Here is a 2,492-nt window from a genome sequence, read left to right as displayed (position 1 = left end):
TGAGGCGCAGAAGTGCGACTCTTTTGATTCTAAGTCTCTGTTTTATTGGGTGCCATGACTTATTGAGAAGTTATGGGGTGCGCTCGTAAAATATTGATTTAAAATGAAAATACCGCTAGCCTGACGGCTATGCCCTTCACGGACCCTACTGACGCACGCGCTTCTCTTGAAGGAAAGGAGGAGGGAAGGGAAAGGAATCATAGCGATTCGCTAAAAGGGACGTGATCGCTCGACCGCCGATCAGAAGAAGTGTGCGAGGGGAGACCCCGGCTTTCTTTTGGCACTTTTCGCCAAGGGAATTAAGTAAACTGTCCCCGGAGCTGGCCGGAGCTGGCTGACCGGAGCTGAGCTGGCTCCCTTACGATTACCCAGGCGGGAGTCACACCCGCTAGAACACGCGGCCTTGCCAGGCCGCACTGTCCCCGGAATCCCGAGACCTGACCCCGAATTTCTTCCCGGAATCGACCGTTGTGAAACTCAGGAAACTTCAGTTAAAAAGCATCTAACGGCTCATGGTCAATCTCGTAGGCTTCTATGAGATCTCCAATGACGGCCACCAGCGAATACAGAGGGTGCTGGGAATCGTCACGCACGACATCCAGAAGACTGTTTAGTAGCATCGTCACCTGATCATATTCCAATTCAGAATCAATGTGATGGACTGGTATAACCGACTGCAGCGACTGCCATGCTGGCACTAATTGTTCGAAATTAATGACTAGGTTCATTTTCTCCTCCAATCATTCCTATCATATTCTGCATGGGTCATTACATGGCGCACATAAAGCCGTTGCTTATCGTAATGGATGGCGGCAACCATCCGATAGCGGTTCTTACCCACATCAAAAATCGTGAAACCGTCCACGTAATCAGCTGAGCCAAAAGTCTGTTTCAGTTGCGGAAAGGATTCGGCCTTGCAATGTGTAGCCCTCTTGAACCAGTCTTCCAGCATGACCTTTGCCTCTGGGTGTCGCTGCCAGAACTCCCGCAAAGGCTTTTTTTGAAATGATGCGCATGACTTGATTCTACACCAAGGGCAGCATTGGTTGTTTGAAGCAGCCAAGGCGATGCCAAACGCCCGGCGCCATTGGCGCATGTCATGGTGCGATGTAGCCGATTCACCGGTGCGGACGGGAGAGGCTTCAGCATCGGGCGTCGGTACGGCGAATAAGACCCCACCACTGGCGGCGAACGCGGTACTTTCGCATCTCGGCCTTGATCATCGTTCGGTCCACCTGCCGTGATGCAACCTCAGCAAGTCAAGTAAGACTCTGATTTTTGTGAATAAAAATTGCTTTAGTCGAGTGCTTTGATCGGTCTTGGGCGAGACGATGATCAATGCCCGCATCTCAGGGGGCTTTTAGCGGACTGTAAGGCGTGCAATGGGAGACCTGGGTGACCTGGCAATGGTTGCCGACTGTGAGAGAACCGCGCAAGCGGGAAGCTCTCCCGAGTAAGGCTTAGTCAGCCGCTCGGAAGTGTAATGACTCGACGGCACAAGCCTGAAGGTCAGATAAATGAGTGACACGAGGTGAAGGGTGTGGCCCTGAATCCGACACAGAGCCCCGAGAAACTTCAATTTTGGGAGAGAGCCGATCCTGTCAGGTCGGGCGCAGGCCAAGCGGTCGGTGCATTATAGACGAGCATCAACCGTCCCCCCGGGGTCTCAGACGGCATCGAGTGTCACAACGGTCGGCGAGCAACCAGGCGAGCGACGAGCAAAGGCTCTTGGGGAATCGCGCAATGCAGTATCCGAGTATGAGCGCCAATGTCACAAGAGGGGCTCAAATGGCCGCGTCGCGAGTGATGAGGACCGGTACGCCGCAACGGTTAGCGATGAAGAGGGGTAATGCCCTCGGAGCGAAGGTCCTCACGGTTGGTTGAGCGTTGAAGCGGAAACATTGTCACGATGCAAGGCGTGGAAAACACAGTGAGCACAGAGCTAAGACGCATAGGCGAGAAGGCGCGCAGCGAGCCACGACTGGTCTTCACCAGTCTTTATCATCATATCTACGATGTGGACCACCTGCGCGCTTGCTTCGAAGCGCTGCCCGGGAACCGGGCAGTGGGGATTGATGGCATCACCAAGGAGCAGTATCGGGTAAACCTGGAAGAAAACCTGAGGGAGCTTTCAAGCAGGCTGAAGAACATGGGCTATCGGCCGCAACCGAAGCGGCGCACCTCTATTCCCAAGCCAGGAAGTGCAAAAGGGCGACCGCTGGCGATCAGCTGTTTCGAAGATAAGCTGGTGGAGCTAGCGCTCAAACGGGTTCTGGAACCCATCTATGAGGTGCAATTCGAGGACAGCAGCTACGGTTATCGGCCGGGGCGCAGTCAGCACCAATGCCTGGATGATCTTGGTCGGGTTCTACAGCAAGGTCGGGTCAACTACGTGGTCGAAGCGGATATTCGCAGCTTCTTCGATCAGGCATCTTGATGCTCCTGTGAAAAACGCACACGGTTGAGCTGACCTGCACGAAGTTGGCTCAGTT

Annotated in this window: 3 protein-coding genes; 1 reads left to right on the top strand and 2 read right to left on the bottom strand. The window is 54.0% G+C overall.

Translation table 11 applies throughout. The features are described 5' to 3' along the window. Nucleotides 1-491: 491 nt before the first annotated feature. Together G3480_RS26140 and G3480_RS28785 are read right to left on the bottom strand one after the other, a co-directional pair. Nucleotides 492-728: a transcriptional regulator, XRE family protein gene (locus tag G3480_RS26140; protein WP_164657127.1), complete on the bottom strand. Its 237-nt coding sequence runs from the start codon at nucleotides 726-728 to the stop codon at nucleotides 492-494. Continuing rightward, nucleotides 725-952 carry a type II toxin-antitoxin system HigB family toxin gene (locus tag G3480_RS28785; RefSeq protein WP_240906090.1) on the bottom strand — a complete coding sequence of 76 codons (228 nt, stop codon included), beginning with the start codon at nucleotides 950-952 and terminating at the stop codon, nucleotides 725-727. The genes G3480_RS26140 and G3480_RS28785 overlap by 4 nt, the downstream gene beginning before the upstream one ends. A gap of 957 nt (nucleotides 953-1,909) precedes the next feature. Here G3480_RS28785 and G3480_RS26130 point away from each other — a divergent pair. Next, on the top strand, nucleotides 1,910-2,437 hold the full coding sequence (locus tag G3480_RS26130) for a reverse transcriptase domain-containing protein (protein WP_164657125.1): 528 nt from the start codon (nucleotides 1,910-1,912) through the stop codon (nucleotides 2,435-2,437). Nucleotides 2,438-2,492 lie beyond the last annotated feature (55 nt).

Source organism: Thiorhodococcus mannitoliphagus (assembly GCF_010915725.1).
Lineage (GTDB): Bacteria > Pseudomonadota > Gammaproteobacteria > Chromatiales > Chromatiaceae > Thiorhodococcus > Thiorhodococcus mannitoliphagus.
Note: the sequence above shows the minus strand (reverse complement) of the source record. Positions and strands in the feature narration are given on the sequence as shown.